General features: G+C 70.6%; 15 protein-coding genes and 2 pseudogenes. 9 read left to right on the top strand and 8 right to left on the bottom strand.

Annotated features, from left to right (window positions below; translation table 11 throughout):
* The first annotated feature begins 175 nt into the window (after positions 1-175).
* The 6 genes and pseudogenes from LRS10_RS01835 to LRS10_RS01810 all read left to right on the top strand — a co-directional run bounded on the left by LRS10_RS01835 (position 176) and on the right by LRS10_RS01810 (position 4,322).
* Positions 176-1,480 carry a hypothetical protein gene (locus LRS10_RS01835; protein ID WP_257835769.1) on the top strand — a complete coding sequence of 435 codons (1,305 nt, stop codon included), beginning with the start codon at positions 176-178 and terminating at the stop codon, positions 1,478-1,480.
* Between the two features lie 45 nt (positions 1,481-1,525).
* Positions 1,526-2,128: a tetratricopeptide repeat protein gene (locus LRS10_RS01830; protein WP_257835768.1), complete on the top strand. Its 603-nt coding sequence runs from the start codon at positions 1,526-1,528 to the stop codon at positions 2,126-2,128.
* A gap of 34 nt (positions 2,129-2,162) precedes the next feature.
* Positions 2,163-3,085, top strand: a pseudogene (locus tag LRS10_RS01825) (sulfite exporter TauE/SafE family protein).
* Entirely contained in the window at positions 3,085-3,543 is a 459-nt protein-coding gene (locus LRS10_RS01820) for a TIGR02186 family protein (RefSeq protein ID WP_257835767.1), read from the top strand. The pseudogene LRS10_RS01825 and the gene LRS10_RS01820 overlap by 1 nt, the downstream one beginning before the upstream one ends.
* Positions 3,483-3,848, top strand: coding sequence for a TIGR02186 family protein (locus tag LRS10_RS01815; RefSeq protein WP_374569373.1), 366 nt, complete (start codon positions 3,483-3,485; stop codon positions 3,846-3,848). Before LRS10_RS01820 ends, LRS10_RS01815 begins: the two co-directional genes overlap by 61 nt.
* Positions 3,849-3,854: 6 nt before the next feature.
* Positions 3,855-4,322: a DUF3429 domain-containing protein gene (locus LRS10_RS01810; protein ID WP_257835766.1), complete on the top strand. Its 468-nt coding sequence runs from the start codon at positions 3,855-3,857 to the stop codon at positions 4,320-4,322.
* A gap of 5 nt (positions 4,323-4,327) precedes the next feature.
* On the opposite strand, the gene LRS10_RS01805 is transcribed toward LRS10_RS01810, so the two are convergent.
* The gene (locus LRS10_RS01805) at positions 4,328-6,001 is read right to left on the bottom strand and encodes a PAS domain S-box protein (RefSeq protein WP_257835765.1); all 1,674 of its coding nucleotides are present in this window, start codon (positions 5,999-6,001) and stop codon (positions 4,328-4,330) included.
* 390 nt (positions 6,002-6,391) lie between these two features.
* On the opposite strand from LRS10_RS01805, the gene LRS10_RS01800 reads away from it, so the two are divergent.
* Positions 6,392-7,051: a response regulator transcription factor gene (locus LRS10_RS01800; RefSeq protein ID WP_257835764.1), complete on the top strand. Its 660-nt coding sequence runs from the start codon at positions 6,392-6,394 to the stop codon at positions 7,049-7,051.
* A gap of 76 nt (positions 7,052-7,127) precedes the next feature.
* Here LRS10_RS01800 and LRS10_RS01795 read toward each other — a convergent pair whose 3' ends face one another.
* From LRS10_RS01795 to LRS10_RS01780, 4 genes are all read right to left on the bottom strand, one after another.
* Complete coding sequence (locus LRS10_RS01795) at positions 7,128-7,526, bottom strand: VOC family protein (protein WP_257835763.1); 399 nt, start codon at positions 7,524-7,526, stop codon at positions 7,128-7,130.
* Positions 7,523-9,307, bottom strand: coding sequence for an alpha/beta fold hydrolase (locus LRS10_RS24805; protein ID WP_374570871.1), 1,785 nt, complete (start codon positions 9,305-9,307; stop codon positions 7,523-7,525). The genes LRS10_RS01795 and LRS10_RS24805 overlap by 4 nt, the downstream gene beginning before the upstream one ends.
* Positions 9,256-10,494 (bottom strand): mechanosensitive ion channel family protein, encoded by a 1,239-nt coding sequence (locus tag LRS10_RS01785; protein ID WP_257835762.1) that lies wholly within the window; start codon positions 10,492-10,494, stop codon positions 9,256-9,258. Before LRS10_RS01785 ends, LRS10_RS24805 begins: the two co-directional genes overlap by 52 nt.
* A 141-nt stretch (positions 10,495-10,635) precedes the next feature.
* The gene (locus LRS10_RS01780) at positions 10,636-10,845 is read right to left on the bottom strand and encodes a cold-shock protein (protein ID WP_257835761.1); all 210 of its coding nucleotides are present in this window, start codon (positions 10,843-10,845) and stop codon (positions 10,636-10,638) included.
* 294 nt (positions 10,846-11,139) lie between these two features.
* Here LRS10_RS01780 and LRS10_RS01775 point away from each other — a divergent pair, with 294 nt between their 5' ends.
* Positions 11,140-11,331 carry a DUF2188 domain-containing protein gene (locus LRS10_RS01775; RefSeq protein ID WP_257835760.1) on the top strand — a complete coding sequence of 64 codons (192 nt, stop codon included), beginning with the start codon at positions 11,140-11,142 and terminating at the stop codon, positions 11,329-11,331.
* Between the two features lie 15 nt (positions 11,332-11,346).
* On the opposite strand, the gene pdeM is transcribed toward LRS10_RS01775, so the two are convergent.
* Positions 11,347-12,090 carry a ligase-associated DNA damage response endonuclease PdeM gene (gene pdeM, locus LRS10_RS01770; RefSeq protein WP_257835759.1) on the bottom strand — a complete coding sequence of 248 codons (744 nt, stop codon included), beginning with the start codon at positions 12,088-12,090 and terminating at the stop codon, positions 11,347-11,349.
* A 10-nt stretch (positions 12,091-12,100) separates the two neighbouring features.
* Positions 12,101-14,555, bottom strand: a pseudogene (locus LRS10_RS01765) (ligase-associated DNA damage response DEXH box helicase).
* Positions 14,556-14,884: 329 nt separating this feature from the next.
* Here LRS10_RS01765 and LRS10_RS01760 point away from each other — a divergent pair.
* On the top strand, positions 14,885-15,391 hold the full coding sequence (locus LRS10_RS01760) for a class I SAM-dependent methyltransferase (protein WP_374569368.1): 507 nt from the start codon (positions 14,885-14,887) through the stop codon (positions 15,389-15,391).
* A gap of 176 nt (positions 15,392-15,567) precedes the next feature.
* Here LRS10_RS01760 and LRS10_RS01755 read toward each other — a convergent pair whose 3' ends face one another.
* A complete protein-coding gene (locus tag LRS10_RS01755) occupies positions 15,568-16,077 on the bottom strand; it encodes a hypothetical protein (protein WP_257835758.1) in 510 nt (169 codons plus the stop codon).
* Positions 16,078-16,158: the final 81 nt, after the last annotated feature.

Raw genomic sequence — 16,158 nt, 5'->3', positions numbered from 1 at the left:
GTCAAGGGGATCGACCCTAGGGCCCGTGAGGTCGCAAAGGACCTTGCCCGACGCTCGGGCATGACCCTCGGCGAATGGCTCAACCACGTCATCCTGGAGGACGACACGCCCGAGGACGCGGCGTACGAGGCGCAGGTCTCGGACCGTCCCCTGCGCAGCGGCGCCTTCGGCGTCTATGAAGCGGCCTCGCGGTTCGCCCCCCGCGCCGCCTGCCGCCCCGGCGCCCGCACCGCACGACCTCTCGCGCATCGCCTACGCGCTCGACCGCCTGACCGACCGGATCGAGGCGTCCGAAACCCGGACGGGCCTCGCCATATCGGGCGTCGAGCATTCGGTGCGCCAGGCCCTGGCCCGTATTGAAACCAACGAGCGGGAAGGCTTCGCGCTCACCGAGCGTCTCGCGCGGCTGGAGGCGGCGCCCGCCGGGCCCCGATCGGCCGAGGCCCTGCGGATCCTGGAAGATCGCGTCACCCGCATCGAAGCTGGCGAACGGCGCTCCGCCCAGGCCGTCGAGCAGATCGGCCGGCAGGTGCTGGCCATGGCCGAGGCGATGAATCGCCGGTTGCAGAGCGCCGAGCAGCAGAACGCACAGGCGCTGGAGCAGGTGGGCGGCGAGATCGCCCGCATCGCCGGCGCGGTGGAGGCCCGCCTCTCTCGCGCCGAACATGCCCAGGCCGACAGCCTCGAGCGGTTTGGCGCCGAGATCGGCCGCCTGACCGACCGCGTCTCCGAACGGCTGGTCGCCGCCGAGCACCGGACCGCGCAGGCGATCGAGGAGGTGGGCCAGCAGGTCGCCCGCGCCACCGAGCGGATGGAGCAGCGCCAGGAGCGCACGGCCGGCGAGATCGCCGATCGCATCCGCGACAGTGAGGAGCGCACGACCGCGTTCCTCGAGGACGCCCGCGCGCGGCTCGGCGGTGACGTCGGCGGCGAGGCGCCGGAAGCGGACCTCGAGGTGCAGTTCGAAGAAGCCGCGCCCTTCGTCCCGCCGCGGCGCCAGCCGGAGGAGAGCGCCCCGCGCGGCCCCTTCGGTCCGGAGCTCTTTTCCCGCGCCGAGTCGGTGGCCGAGGCCAGCGTCGATCCGGTGCGACCGTCGTTCGCGCCCGAGGACTTCGCCGCGGCTGAAGGCTTCGCGCCTCTCGCCGAGCCGGCCGACGACGATGTGTTCGAGTTGGACCAGCCGGACCCGCCAGGCGCTGACGGCCCCCGGCCGCTGTCCACCCGCGAGGTGATCGAACAGGCCCGCGCCGCCGCCCGCGCCCAGCAGGGCGCCGCCGAGGAGCGCCCGTCGGCCGCCGAGGTCCGGGCCCGACCCGTGGACGTGCGCGCCAAGCTGGATCGTCGCGAGGCCACGGGACGCATGCTCTCGGGTTTCGGGGCCCCCCGCGCGCGCCGTCCGAACAGCGCGGTGCAGACCGCCCTGATGGTGGCCGGCAGCGCCGCGGCTTCCTCAGCGTCGGCGCCGCGGGCGTCGTGCTGATGAACGGCCCCCAGGCGGAGCAGGGGGGCCGCGGAGGCGCCTCTGGTGGCCGAGCCGCGCGCCGCCGTGGCGATCGCGCCGGACGTCCAGGCGGCGACGTCGCCCGAGGCGCCCGTCCCGACCGACCCGACCCCCGAACTGCAGGCGCGCTACGCCGAGGCCCTGCGCGCCGCCGAAAGCAAGCAGGCGGGCGGGCTGGCGAAGCTGAAGGCCGTCGCCGACGACGGCTATGCGCCGGCCCAGTTCTACCTGGCCCAGCTCTACGAGACCGGCGGCCTTGGCGTCGTACGGAACCTGGCGGAAGCCCGCCGCTGGACGGCGCGGGCGGCCGAGAGCGGCGAGCCGAACGCCATGCACAACCTGGGGCTCTACTACTTCCGCGGCGACGGCGGCCCGCAGGACCTGGCATCGGCGGCCCAGTGGTTCCGCAAGGCGGCGGAGCGGGGCGTGATCGACAGCCAGTACAATCTCGGCCTCATGTACCAGTCCGGCAGCGGCGTTCAGAAGGACCAGGCCGAGGCCCTCAAGTGGTTCAGCCTGGCCGCCGCTCAGGGCGACGACCTCGCCCGGACCGCCGCCGAGGGTCTCAAGACCAAGCTCACGCAGAAGCCGAACCCGACGCCGGCGTCGCAAGCGCCCCGGGGCTAGCCGCTCCGTGTGGGCGGGCTAGGGTAGGCAGACCATGGACATCTACCTGCCCATCGCCGAGGTCTCGGTGAATGCGCCGCTCATCGTGGCGCTGGGACTGTTCGTCGGCTTCATCTCCGGCCTGTTCGGCATCGGCGGCGGCTTCCTGATGACTCCGATGCTGGTCTTCCTCGGCATCCCGCCGGCGGTGGCGGTCGCCAGCATGTCGAACCACGTCGCCGCCTCGTCCATGTCCAGCGTCATCGCCTATGGCCGGCGTCGTGCGGTGGATCTGCGGATGGGGGTGTGCTGGCGGCCGGAGGCGTGGTCGGAGCCTTCGCCGGCGTGGAGCTGTTCCGCTGGCTGCGGCTGCTGGGCCAGGCCGACCTGGTGGTCGCCGTGTCCTATCTCGTCTTCCTCGGCGTCATCGGCGGCCTGATGCTGACGGAATCCCTGGGCGCCATCCTGCGCCGGCGGCGCGGCCAGCCGCCGCCTCCGCGCCGCGACCGGCGGCCGCCCTGGCTGTATGGCCTGCCGCTCAAGATGCGCTTCCCCCGCTCGCGCCTCTACATCAGCGTCATCCCGCCCCTGGTTCTGGGCGCTCTGGTGGGCGTCCTCTCGGCCATCATGGGGGTTGGCGGCGGCTTCATCCTGGTGCCGGCCATGGTCTATCTGCTGCGCATGCCGGCCGGCGTCGTCGTCGGCACCAGCCTCCTGCAGATCATCGTCACCACGGCCCTCACCGGCGTGCTGCAGGCGGGCCGCAACCAGACCGTCGACATCGTCCTGGCCGTGCTGCTGCTGGCGGGCGGGATCGTCGGCGCCCAGTACGGCGCGCGCGCCTCCGCCCGCTTCCGCGCGGAAGAGCTGCGGGCGGTGCTTGCGCTGATCGTCCTCTTCGTCGGCCTGCGGATGGGGCTTGGCCTGTTCATCGCGCCGGAAGAGCCCTTCGTCCTGCTTACAGGGGCCCTCGGCTGATGGCGGTCGATCTGCCTCCTCCCGCCGATACGCCCGCGATCTCCGCGGCGCTCACAGAAACCAACGTGCGGGTCAGCGCCGACTTTCGCGGCGCCCGCATCGTCCTCTATGGGGCCGTCTTCCAGCCTGACGCCGACCCGGCGGACGTGGTCGTGATCGTCCGCGGACCGGACCAGCCGGTGCGGATCACCCGCAAGGTCCGGGTCGCCGGCCTCTGGCTCAACAGCCGCCCGGTCGTCTTCCAGGGCGCCCCCGGCTTCTACATGGCGGCGTCGAACCGCCCGCTCGACGAGGTCGCCACCTTCGGCACGCTGCGGCGCTGGGAGCGGGGGTCGACCACCTGCCGATCAACGCCCCGGCCGAGCGGCGCATCGAGACCCGCTACGGCGTTCGTGACGTGGTGGTCTCCAGCCTCGGCGCCGACTACTACGACTGGCGCCGCGCGGTCGTCCGTCTGAAGGAGAAGGCCGGTCTCTACGACGAGGACGGCCGCGGCGTCCGCTTCGTGGACCAGGGCCTCTTCCGGGCCGAAATCGCCCTTCCGGCCGGCGCGCCCACGGGCGTCTACCGCGCCGACATCCTGCTCTTCCAGGATGGCAAGCCGGTGTCCGGAAGGGTCCGCACCCTGACGGTCGAAAAGGTCGGCCTGGAGCGGACTCTTTACCTCTGGGCGCATAACAGGCCATGGTCGTACGGCTTGGCCTCGATGGCGTTCGCGCTGGCGGCTGGGTGGGCCGCCTCGGCCGCATTCCGGAGAGACTGATTGCTCATGGATGAAGCGCGGCCCGAGCGCCGGATGGAGTCCGCTCCGGCCGCTCTCTGGATGATCGCCTTGGCCGCCATGGCGCCGTTTCCGGTGGCGGCGTTGCTCTACAGTTTCGGGCCCCCCGAGCTCGCGCGGCCGGGGCTCACGGTGCTGCTCAGCTGGGCGGCGCTCGTCGTGGCCTTCCTGGGCGGCGTACGCTGGGGGTTGGAGACGCGCGAGGCCGCGCCGCGATGGTACCGTCTGGCGTTCTCCGCCCTGACCGCGACGGCCGCGCTTCTCGTGCTGCTCGGGCGAGGCCGCCTGCCTGACGTCTGGATCCTCGGCGGCTTCCTGGCCGTCTTCCTGGTCCAGTGGCTGTTCGACCACCAGACCCCCGACACGCCCGCCCGCTATCCGACGCTTTCCACCGCGATCGCCGCCGGAGCCTGCGTCTCGCTGGGCCTCGCCCTCGAGCGTGCGCTCAACGCGTAGGCGCCTCAGTCCCCGGCCACCCGCCCCGGCGGCAGCATCTTCATCAGGAGCGCAATCAACCTCCCGCGCCGGTAGGGCTTGTGCAGCACCACGGCGTTGGCGGGCAGGGCGCGCCCGCTGTCCTCGCCGCGGGCGTAGGCGGTGGTGAACATCACCTTCAGCTCAGGACGGATGCGCCCGGCGGCGGCGGCCAGGTCGACGCCGTCCATGCCCGGCATCACGACGTCGGTCAGCATCAGCGCGATGTCCTCGTCGCCTTCCAGGACCCTGAGCGCCGCCGCGGCGTCGCGCGCCGGCCGCACCTGGAATCCCAGCGCCAGGAGCTGCAGGTGGAGCTGTCGGCTGACCAGCTCGTCGTCGTCCACCAGCAGGATCCGGCGGCCCAGCCAGTCGGGCGGGATGTCGGGGTCGGCTTCCGCCGACTGGGCGGTCAGGCCGCTCGCCATGGGCAGGCACAGGGTCACCGTCGTGCCCTGGCCCTCGGCCGTGTCGATGGTGAGGTCTCCGCCGGCCTGGGACACAAAGCCGTAGACCATGCTCAGACCCAGCCCCGAACCCTGGCCGTCCTTGGTGGTGAAGAACGGCTCCAGCGCGCGATCGGCCACGCTCGGCGACATGCCGACGCCGGTGTCGGTCACTGCGATGCAGACGAAGTCGCGCTCCTCGCGCAGTCCGATCTCGGGGTCGCCGGAAGGGCGGCGGACGGCGCTCACCTTGATGCGGATCTCGCCGCCCTCGGGCATGGCGTCGCGCGCATTGATGCAGAGGTTGAGCAGGGCGGACTCGAGCTGGCTCCGGCTGGCGCGGCAGTAGAGCTCCTGCGGCGTCTCCACCGTCAGCGTCACGCGCTCGCCGATCGCCTGCCGGATCAGCGGCGCGACGCCGTCCATCAGCGCGCGGCAATCGATCGTTTCCGACTTCGGCGATCGGTTGCGCGAGAACGACAGCAGGCGCTCCACCAGGTCGGCGCCCCGCTCGGCGGCGTTCAGCGTCAGCTCGGCCATCTCGCGGTGGGGGGAGCGCGGCGGCAGGTTCTGCAGCATCGCTTCCGAGCCGCTCATCACGACCGTCAGGATATTGTTGAAGTCGTGCGCCAGTCCGCCGGTCAGGCGGCCGATCGCCTCCATCTTCTGCGCTTGTCGCAGCCGTTCCTCGGCGGCCACCCACTCGTGCATGTCGCGGGCGATGCCGTAGCCGCGCTGGAACCGCTCGGACCAGCCCACCGACCACATCATCGGCGTGTAGGTCCCGTCCTTGCGGCGGTAGCGGTTAAGGAACCCGGTGGCCGGCCGACCCATCCGCGCACGCAACGCGAAGCGCACGGACGCCTCGCGGTCCTCGGGATGCACCAGCGCGATGTAGTTGCGGCCGATCAGCTCCTCGGCCGTGTAGCCCCAGGCCGCCTGGGTGTGGCGGTTCACCTGCTGGATCACGCCGTCCGAGTCGAACACGCAGATCACGTCGTGCGAATTGTCCAGGATCGCCTGATAGGCGGCGAGCGCCTCCTCCAGCTCGTGCTCGCGCGCCTGGAGCGCCTTCAAGGCCTGCGTCTCGCGCGTCGTGTCGAGCCCCTGGACCAGCACGCCCCAGACGGCGCCGTTCGCGTCGCGCAGGGGGTGGACGCGAACGTCGACGAAGATCGACCGGGGGCCTTCCGGCGTGCTCGCCTCGGCGCGCACGCCCCTGCCAGCTCTCCGCCTCTCCGCTCGCGGCGACGCGGTGGATGGACTGTATGAGCGCGGGGTAGCCGGGCATGGCTTCCGCGAGCGGACGGCCCAGCATCTGGTCGCCGAACGCGTCGCGGCAAAGCCGGTTGGCGAGCACGACGCGGCACTCCGGGCCGCAGACCACCGTGGCCAGGGCCGGCATCTGGTCGAAGGCGGCCTGCAGAGGGGCCAGCAGATCCGGGCTTGCGTCGTTCACGGCGAGTGTGCTCACGCCAAGGTTGTGTTCGCGTTCACGAGTGCGTCATGAGAGCGCAATCAGGTGACAGATCAACGCCTTCCCACGCGTTTTAGCTATAGCTCAGCTTCTTGCGTCGAAGGGTTTCGATCCGAACGGCGGTGGGTTTGAATGGGTCTGATGACGGTTGCAGATCCCGGGGGGGCCCGGAAACGGAGGCCCCGGCACGCTGTGCGGTCCATATCGTCGAGGACGATATCGCGATCGGCAAGGCGCTGACGGCACTGCTCGGCCCCCAGGGCCATACGGTCAGCCTGCACGCTTCCGCCGAGGCGTTCCTTGACGGCCTGCCGAACCTGCCCACCGGCTGCGTCCTCGTGGACATCCGTCTGCCGGGGATGTCCGGCCTCGAACTCATCAAGCAGCTCAAGGCGCGCGGCGCGCCGCACCCGGTCATCGTCATCTCGGGTCACGGCGACGTCGATCTGGTCGTGGAGGCGATGAAGTCGGGCGCCGCCGACTACCTGCAGAAACCGATCCGCGCCGCTCGGCTGGCCGAGACCATCGCACAGGCCTGGACTGAACAGACCGACATCCTCGGCCAGGAAGCCGAGCGGGTTCGGTGCGCCGCGATCCTGAAAACCCTGTCCGGGCGCCAGCGCGACGTGCTGGCCGGCGTCGTCGCCGGCAAGCTGAACAAGGAGATCGCCCACGAGCTGGGGATCAGCGTCCGCACCGTCGAGGGCTACCGCGCCGACCTGATGGCCAAGACGGGCGGCAAGAGCGCCGCCGAGCTCGCACGGATCGCCGTCCTGGCCGGCCTCTAGCCCTTGTTCCGCGGGAGCTGGAGCTGGAGCTGGAGCCGGAGACGGAGACGGTGTCCGCGCCTGCGCAACGTCCAGGTCAGTCCGGGCTGACGGTTCCTGAGAGCGCCGGGTCGTGGAAGACGGCCTCGATGTTGTGGCCGTCGGGGTCGAGCACGAAGGCGCCGTAGTAGCCGGGATGATAGTGCGGCCTCAGGCCGGGGCCGCCGTTGTCGACGCCGCCGGCCGCCAGCGCGGCCTGGTGAAACGCGTCGACCGCCTCACGGCTCTCCGCCCGGATCGCGACGTGCAGCTTCCCCGAAGTGGGGTCTTGCTCGGCGATCCAGAAAAAGGGCCGGGTGTCGCCGTAACCGGTGGCCCGGACGTCGGGACGTGGATCGTCGAAGATCCGCCGAAGACCCAGCGGAGCGAACGCCCGATCGTAGAACGCCGTCGACCGGCCGAAGTCCGACACCCCGAAGGTCAGGTGGTCGATCATCGCGTCAGGTCTTGCGCTTGAGGTGCGTGTCCAGGAAGCGAATGTAGGCCTCCGACGCCGTGATCCGGTTCTCGCGCCGCTGGAAGCCGTGACCTTCGTGGGGGGAAGACCACGTACTCCACGGGAACGCCGTTGGCCTTCACCGCCGCCACCAGCTCGTCGCTCTCCACCTGCAGCACCCGCGGATCGTTCGCGCCCTGAACCACCAGCAGCGGGCGGCGGATGTTCTTGGCGTGGAACAGGGGCGAGATCGCCCGGTGCCGGGCCTCGTCGGTGGCCGGGTCGCCCATCTCGTCGTACAGCGCCGTCTTGAAGTCGCCCCACCACGGCGGGATCGACTTCAGCGTCCGAACCCAGTTTGTGACCCCGAAGATGTTCACCCCGGCGTCGAACGTCTCGGGGGAGAAGGCGAGGGCCGCGGCCACCATGTAGCCGCCGTACGAGCCGCCGATGATGCCGATCCGGTCGTCGGCCACCCAGTCCAGAGACTTCAGCCACGCCGCCGAGGCCGTCACGTCCTTCAGGTCGACGTCGCCGTGCTTCTTGTCGTCCAGGTGGTAGAAGGTCTTGCCGTAACCGGACGAGCCCCGGTTGTTGATCATGTAGACGGCATAGCCCTTGTTCACGAGGTTCTGGATCTCGGCGGAGTAGCCGCGCCGGCTCTGGCCGCCGGGGCCGCCGTGCACCCAGACCAGCGCCGGAACCGGCTTGGCGGCGCTCGCCCCCTTCGGCCGGTACAGCACGCCAGGGATCTCCAGGCCGTCATAGCTCCTGAAACGCGCGACCGTCGCCTCGACCAGGTCTGCTTCCCGGATCGCCGGGTTCAGCGCCTTGGTCAGGCGGCGAGCCTTGCCGTCGCTCAGGCTCGCCACGAAGACGTCGGCCGGCGAGGTGTCCGACGCGACGGTGAAGGCGATGGTCGTCTCGTCGTTGCTGAACCGGACGCCGCCCAGGTCGCCGGCCGGCGCGCCGGTCAGCTTCACCGCCTTGCCGCCCGCGTCCGTGATCGTCACCGCCGTCGAGGCGTCGGCGTTGATGGCGTGCACGCGGTAGCGGCCGCTCCAGCCGTGGATCACGTACATGACGTCCCAGTCGGCCTCGATCAGGGCCGACTTGGCCCCGGTCGCCAGGTCGAAGCGCCAGGCCTGGGTGAACTCGCCGTGCTGATCCGTGCCGTAGATGAGGGCCTTCCCGTCGGGTGTGAAGCCGTAGGTCGTGTGCTCCACCGATCCGCGATGCTCGGTGATCAGCCTCGGCTCGCCGCCCGCGGCGAGGTCGGCCAGGTAGATGTCGTTGTTTGCGCTGGAGCGCGCCTTCACCAGCGCCGCCCAGCGCCCGTCGGGCGAGACGGCGCCGACCGTGAAGCCGGAGTTCTGGAACAGCAGCTTCCGCCCGTAGCCGTTCGCCGCGTAGGCGTAGAGGTCGAAGAACTGCGGGTCCCGCTCGTTCGAGGTCACGTAGAAGGTGTCGCCGTCGGCGCTCCATCCGACGAACGCCGCCTTCAGCTTCTGGCCCGGCGTCAGGTCGCGCACCTGCCCGTTCGTCTCGCGCACGTAGATGTGGTTCAGCTCGTCGCCGCCCTGGTCGGCGGTGAACAGCACCCGCTCGTCGGCGGGGAAGTAGCTGGCCGCGAAGGTGGCGTTGGTCTTGGAGTCGGTCAGCGGCTGCGGCGCGCCGCCCGCCGCGGGCAGGGCATAGACGTTGAACACGCCGGACTGGTCGCTGGAGATCAGGATCTTGCGTCCGTCGGGCGAGAAGGCGTGGCCGGCCGAAGCCGCCATCCGGTAGTTGGTGGTCTCGAAGAATTCCGCGACCGGATAGGCCTTGGCCGCCTGTGTTCCGCCCGACGCCCGCGCGCCGCTCTGCGCGCCGGCCTGCGGGGCCAAAGCCAGCAGTCCGCCGACCAACCCGACTGCGCCGGCGCCCGCCAGCCATTCCCGCCTGTCCATGGACTTCCCTCCAACCAGGGCGCGAGCTTGGCCCAGACGGGCCCCGCAAGGGAAGGGGTCAGGTCGCCGGGGCTCCCCCGCGCCCGCTTCGGCCGCGCCTCGTCGCGGCACATCTCCACCTGGTGCGGGTAGGGGAAGTTGAGCCCGCGGGCGCCGAAGGTCTCCTTCACCCGCTTGATGAGATCGAACCGGGTGTCCATCCAGACGTCCGGCGGCGCCCAGCACCGCAGGGAGACGTTCACCGAGCTGTCGGCGATTTCCGTCACCTTCGACCACGGCGCCGGCTCCTTCAGCACCCGCGGCTCGGCCTCGGCGATCTCGAGCAGGGTCGCGATCGCCAGGTCCAGGTCGTCCTCGTAGTCGACGCCGAAGGTGAGGTCGATCCGGCGCTGCCCCACCCGGTCGTAGTTGACGATCATGTCGCCGAACACCTTGCCGTTGGGCAGGTAGAGGGTCAGGCCGTCGTAGTCGACGACGACGGTGTTGAAGAGGTCGATGCGCCGGACCTTGCCCTGGCGGCCGTTCAGCTCGACCCGGTCGCCCACCCGGTAGGGCCGCTGCAGCAGAAGCATGACCCCGGCCGCCACGTTGCTCAGCGTCCCCTGCAGCGCCAGGCCCACCGCCAGCGAGGCGGCGCCCAGCACCGCGATCACCGAGGTCGTCTGCACGCCCAGTTGCTGCAGCACCGCGATCACCCCGACGGCGATCACCACGTACTTCGCCAGGGTGGAGACGAACACCGGCAGGGTCCGGTCGGCCGGATGGCGGCGATGTGCGGGCAGGCGGCTGATGCCCCGGTCCACCATCCCGGCGACCCGGCCGGCGAGCCACAGCGTCACGCCCAGGATCAGCAGCGCCACGATCAGCCGCACCGAGAAGCTGGTCAGGCTCGCCGCGAGGTTCCGCAACATCACCGGGTCGCCGGACAGCGCCATCCCGAGCATTTCGCCCAGAGGGGCGGCGGCGTCGCCCGCAGCCTTCTCGGCGGCGGTCTGGGCGGTTGCGGCGGATGAGGCCATGCGGGGAAAGCTCCAGTGGGCGAAGCTCCCTGAACGCGCGAGCGCCGCCCCCGGCGCCGACAGCAAAAAAGGCGCGAGAGCGGAAGCTCTCGCGCCTTTCTGACTTTCTACGCGTCTGGAGGCATTCGCCTCCGGACGGGCTTACGCCGCCTGCAGATTGGCGGCCGACATCTTGCCGCTGCGGTTGTCCTTCTGCAGCTCGTAGCTCAGCTTCTGGCCTTCGTTCAGCGAGCTCATGCCGGCGCGCTCGACGGCCGAGATGTGCACGAAGACGTCGTTGCCGCCGTCGTCAGGCTGGATGAAGCCGAAGCCCTTGGTGGCGTTGAACCACTTCACGGTGCCCGTGGTCATGTGTCGTTCCCTTCCGGATACGAGTTCTCACGCCCGAGAGTAGGCGGTGAGATCAAATTTTCGGAGAGGTCGGGGGGCTAAACTCGAGCTGGAAATTCAGAATTTCCGCAGAAGTCGCCGTAGAGCGTCAACGAATTTGATTGAACAAGAATGGGTTCTCCTGTCGCGAAAAGCAAGAATCGATTTCCACCGGTTCAGGAATGCTCAGGATTCCCGCAGGTTAGCGGCTGCGCCGTGGATCGGAATGCCGTGTCGCGCGTTTCCTCGGCGCATCAACTGCAGGATGGAATGAGTATGGATCGCGTGGTCTTCACCGTGACGCGCCACGAAGGCCAATGGGCCGTGGAGCAGGAAGGCCGCTATTTCGGCCACTCGCGGGACAAGGAAGACGCCAAGGCCGCCGCCAACCGCGAGGCCCGCGCCAATCAGGACGCCGGGCGTCCCTGCCAGGTCCGGGTCATCGGCGAGCACGGCTTCTTCGCGTAAGAGCTTCTCGACAGCTCAGTCGTCCGTGAGCTGCTTCCAGCCGATCGCCCGCACGCGCGCGGGTCCGAGCGCGCCGGCCAGCGGCGGCCGAACGAAAAGGCCTGCGAAGGCCTGGTCGCGCACGTTCAGGCCGCCGGCATAGGCGCCGAACGCCGGCAGGATCGCCCGCTCGCCATCGGTGACGAAGCACCGCCGCCGCACGACGCCGCGGGGCGCCCGCACGCGCGCGGCCGGATGCAGGTGGCCGGCCACCTCGCCCGGCTGGTGGCCCGCCTGCGGCTCGTGGCGAAGGGTCAGGCCACAAACGGAAAGCTCGTCCGCGGTCTCGCCCGGCAGCGCCTGCGGCCCATCCGCATCGTGGTTGCCGATCACCCAGACCAGCCGCCGCGATCCTGCCAGGTTCCGCAGCCGCGCGGCGTCGTCGCTCGCCAGCCGGCCTTCCGACTTGCGGTCATGGAACGTATCGCCGAGCAGGATCACCGTCTCGGCGCCTGTCCCGGCCACCTCGGCCTCGAGGCGGTCCAGCGTCTCGCGGGTGTCGTAGGGCGGCAGCATCTGGCCGCGCATGGCGTAGCTCGACCCCTTCTCGAGGTGCAGGTCGGCCACCACCAGGGTTCGCTCGGCGCGCAGCCACATCGCGCCGGAGGCCCGGAACGTCACCTCGGCCTCCCGCACCCGGGTGCGCAGCCCCCCGCAGTCGCTTGCGGCGAACTGATAGCTGAAGGTCGGCGTCACGGCGTTCACGGGGGTCGGGCTCACGGGGTCAGGCTCACGGGGTCAGGGCCTCGGCGATCAGTTCTTCTTCGGCCTCCGCCAGCATGATCTCGGTGGCGCCGCCGGGCGAGCGCTCCTTGCCGATTTCCAGTAGGATCGGCACCGAGAACGGCGAAAGGTGCTCCAGCGGCGCGTGGCGGATGCGTCCCTGGATACGCTCCAACAGCCCCGACAGCCGCGCCACGTCGATGAGGCCGGTCGCCGCATCCGCCCGCGCGCACTTCAGGAGCAGGTGGTCCGGCTCGTGCCGCCGCAGCACGTCGTAGATGAGATCGGTCGAGAAGGTGATCTGCCGCCCCGTCTTCTGCTGCTCGCCCGGGAAGCGCCGTTCGATCAGCCCGGCGATGATCGCGCACCCCTTGAAGGCCCGCTTCATCATGAAGCTCTCGTCCAGCCAGGCCTCCAGGTCGTCGCCCAGCATGTCCTGGGCGAACAGCGCGTCGAAATCGAGGCCGTCCATCGGCTTCAGCGACCAGATCGCCATCGCATAGTCGTTGCAGACGAAGCCCAGCGGCCCGACGCCCGCCCGCTCCAGCCGGCGCGTCAGCAGCATGGCCAGCGTGGTGTGCGCCAGGCGGCCGTCGAACGGATAGCAGACGAGGAAGTGCCGCTGCCCGCGGGGGAAGGTCTCCAGCAGCATCTCGTCCTCGCCGACGATCAGCGAGCGGTCCTTCTGCGCCCCCAGCCACTCGCAGACGTCGCGGGGCAGCACCTTCCAGTGCTCCTCGTTGAACATCAGCTCGCGCACGCGCTTGGCGAGGTAGGTCGACAGCGCGAACTTCGAGCCGCCCCACGACGGCATCTTCGGATCGCGGTCGTTGGCCGGCCGCACCAGGACGTCCAGGTTGGTCACGCCTTCCAGCGCCCACACCTGGCCGGCGAAGACGAAGGTGTCCCCGGGGTCGAGCATCTCCAGCATCCCTTCCTCGACCTCGCCGATCTTGCGGCCGCCGCGCCCGCCACGCCCGGCCATCCGCACCGACAGCACCGCCGGCGAGACGATCGCGCCGACGTTCAGCCGATGCCGTTGCGCGGTGGCGATGTTGCGCACCCGCCAGCGGCCGTCCTCGCCCGGGACGATCCGGCGGAAGCGGTCGTACGTCTTCAGGGCATAACCGCCGGTGGAGACGAAATCGACGACCTGCTCGAAGTCCTCCCACGTCAGGTCGCGGTACGGCCCCGCCGTCCGCACCTCCTCGTACAGCTCCAGCATGTCGAAGGGTTCTGAACAGGCGCAGCCCATCACGTGCTGCGCCAGCACGTCCAGCGCGCCGATCCTGGGCGGATCCCCGTCCAGCCGGTTCTCGGCGATGGCCTCGCGCGCGGCCTGGCATTCCAGCATCTCGAACCGGTTGGCGGGTACGAACAGCGCGCGGCTGGGCTCGTCCAGCCGGTGGTTGGCCCGCCCGATCCGCTGCACCATCCGCGAGGCGCCTTTGGGACTGGCCAGCTGGATGACGAGGTCCACGTCGCCCCAGTCGATCCCCAGGTCCAGGGTGGAGGTGCAGACCACGGCCCGCAGTTCCCCCCGGGCCATCGCCGCCTCGACCTTCCGCCGCTGCTCGGCGGCGAGGGAGCCGTGGTGCAACGCGATCGGCAGGTTGTCGTCGTTCAGCCGCCACAGCTCCTGGAAGGCGAACTCCGCCTGGAAGCGCGTGTTGACGAACACCAGCGCGATCCGCGCCCGCTTGATCGCCTCATAGACCTCGGCCATCGCGTGCTGCGCGGTGTGACCGGCCCACGGCACCCGCCCTTCCGACAGCAGGATGTCCACCTGCGGCTCGGCGCCCGGTGGGCCAAGGACGAGATCCACATCGCGGCCGGCGCCCATCCATCGCTGGATCACCGCCGGGTCGTCGACAGTGGCCGACAAGCCGACCCGGCGCATATTCGGGGCCAGCTGCTGCAGCCTGGCCAGGTCCAGCGCCAGCAGGTCGCCGCGCTTCGAGGAATGCAGGGTGTGGATCTCGTCCAGGATCACGCAGGACAGGTCCTGGAAGAACCCCCCGCGCGCCCTCCCAGGCGCAGAGCAGGGCCAGCTGCTCCGGCGTCGTCAGCAGGATGTCCGGAGGCTTCAGCCGCTGTCGTTGTCGGCGCGCCACTCCGGTGTCGCCGGTGCGGCTCTCCGCCACCACCGGCAGGCCCATCTCGAGGATGGGGGCGTTCAGGTTCCGCTCCACATCCACCGCCAGCGCCTTCAGCGGCGAGATGTAGAGGGTGTGCAGTCCGCGCGGCGCGTTGGCCGGCGGCCGCTCGGCGATCTCGACCAGGCTCGGCAGGAAGCCGGCCAGGGTCTTGCCGCCGCCGGTCGGCGCGATCAGCAGCGCGTCGCGGCGGTGCCGGCCCTTCTCCACCATCTCAAGCTGGTGCGCGCGCGGCCGCCAGCCCCGGCGCTCGAACCAGGCTTCGAAGCGCGGCGGCAACAGCGTTGGAGATCCGGCGTCGGCCATCGTGCCTGCTATATCATGTTCCTGCTTCGTTTCGTCAGCTCCGCGGTGAGGGTGTCAAACGGCTGCCGTATCCCTAAGTTCTACGGCTAGGATCACCCACCGATGCGTTTCTCCTTCCCCGTTCTTCTCGCGCTCGCGGCCTTGACCGCCTGCTCCCAGGCCCCGCCGGAAACGGCGCTGCGGCGGCGGCCCCGCGCGGGCCGGGCGGTTTCCCCACGCCGGACCGTCCCGTCGCCGCCGCCGTCGCGGGCGCGTGGAGCTCCGGTCCCGACCGGGATGCGGCTGACGAGTCGGGCCAGCTGATCCGCGGCCTGGACATCCGACCCGGCATGGCCGTCGCCGACATCGGCGCGGGTTCGGGCTATCACACGCTGCGTCTGTCGCCGGTGGTCGGCGAGTCCGGCGTGGTCTACGCCGAGGACATCAACGAGAGCTATGTCGCGGGGCTGAAGCGGGAGGCGCAGCGGCGCGGCCTGACCAACGTCCGCATCGTGGTCGGAACGCCCGACGATCCCAAGCTGCCGCCGGCTTCGGTGGACCGCGCGATCCTGGTCCACATGTACCACGAGATCGAGAACCCCTACGCCCTGCTGTGGAACCTCGCCCCCGCGCTGAGGCCCGGCGGCCGGGTCGGCGTCATCGACCTCGACCGCCCGACCCAGAACCACGGCGCGCCGCCCGGCCTGCTCGAATGCGAGTTCGAGGCGGTCGGCTACCGCATGGTCGACTTCCAGCGCCTGCAGGGCGGCGTCGGCTACCTCGCCATCTTCGAGCCGCCCGCGCCCGGACGGCGGCCCGATCCGGCCGATATCCAGGTCTGCGAGGCGCCGGGCTGACCTGGGGTTGATCCTCATCAAGGCGGCCGCGCCGGGCGCGCGGCAGAAGCGGACTCGAAAGGAGACCTTCGATGAACCCCGACGCAGCTCCGGTCGTCTATGGCGTGATCGCCATGTTCGCCGTCTTCATCCTGGCCCTGTCCTTGGGCACGGCCTGGTCGAAGATGAAATAGCCCTCACCAGGGGGCGTGGCAGCCCTGCGGACCCGGGAAAGGCGCCAGGCCGCCGCCATAGGGTCCGCCCAGCGCGCCGCCAGGACATGCGCCGACCAGCCCTTTTCCCCGGGTGGTCCCCACCGCCACGCTGAGGTGGCCGGTCTTGCCCATGGGATAGTGCGCCTCGACGCGGGCGTGGCGGTAGCCGTGCGTGCCCACGCCCACCTCGACGCTGCCGTGCACCTGCCGCTCGGGCGCCTCGTCCAGGGCCGCCATCTCCTCGACCGAGGGCGCCGCGGCGGGCGAGCTGCGGATGAAGGCGTCGATCTGCTCTTCCGTGGTCATCGGCCGAGCCGGCGCCGCGTGCGGGGCCACGCGTTCGCGCGCCGGGGGCTCCGCACCCGTCGGGGGTGAGCCGCTTGCGCCGGCCGTGGCCATCGGGCCGTCGTCGTTGGCCAGAGCCCCGCCGCCCAGCGACAGGGCGGCCGCGAGGCCAAGGGTCGTCCCAAGGGCCGCAAGGGAAAGCTTCATGGCCTCGTTCCTACCCCGAACCGGGCTCTAACGGACACCGGCAATAAGGCGCTCCTACGGCGACGCTTTGCGCGACGCGTG

The organism is Phenylobacterium sp. J426, from assembly GCF_024699945.1.
Lineage (GTDB): Bacteria > Pseudomonadota > Alphaproteobacteria > Caulobacterales > Caulobacteraceae > Phenylobacterium.
The sequence above is the reverse complement of the archived record's forward strand: the minus strand, read 5'-3'. Positions and strand labels throughout refer to the sequence as shown.